The sequence below is a fragment of the Streptomyces sp. NRRL F-5122 genome, from assembly GCF_001507435.1.
Taxonomy (GTDB): Bacteria; Actinomycetota; Actinomycetes; order Streptomycetales; family Streptomycetaceae; genus Streptomyces; species Streptomyces lannensis.
In genome coordinates this window covers 1-437 of the sequence record NZ_LMWH01000136.1, presented here as the reverse complement: position 1 = coordinate 437, position 437 = coordinate 1, and the positions used below count along the sequence as shown (strand labels likewise).

Here is a 437-nt window from a genome sequence, read left to right as displayed (position 1 = left end):
GATTGCCAGAGCCGGTCCACATCGGCAGCGGTGGCATCGCAACGTGACCACCACAGCCAGACCGGCTTGGGGTCCCGGTCCCCGGGCAGACGGTCGACCTGGAGGTGGACCACTGTGCCTGCGATGACCGGTAGTTCACCCTCGGGATAGTCGGCCCACGCCGAGCGACGGACCAGCAGCGCGGGTGCAGCTGACCCCAGGCGCTGGCCAGCGCCATCCCGTAGCGGGTGGTTTCGGTGACCGTGGTGATCGCGGGGGCGGGCCAGGTGGCGGGGTCCTCGAACTTGAACTCCAGTCCGCGCTTGGGTTTGCGCCCACGCTTGCCGGGCGGCTGGGGTGGTGGCGGGAAGTACATGACCCGGTCCGACCGCATCCGCCCCAACAGCTCGACGGGCCGGTCGGAGAGCAGGAAAGCCAGACGGGTGACGTCATAGCCG

1 protein-coding gene is annotated in these 437 nt (G+C 69.6%); it reads right to left on the bottom strand.

All coding sequences use genetic code 11. The features are described from left to right. Positions 1–382: transposase (locus tag ADL25_RS46180; RefSeq protein WP_234380937.1), on the bottom strand; the 382-nt coding region annotated here is incomplete at its 3' end. Positions 383–437: the final 55 nt, after the last annotated feature.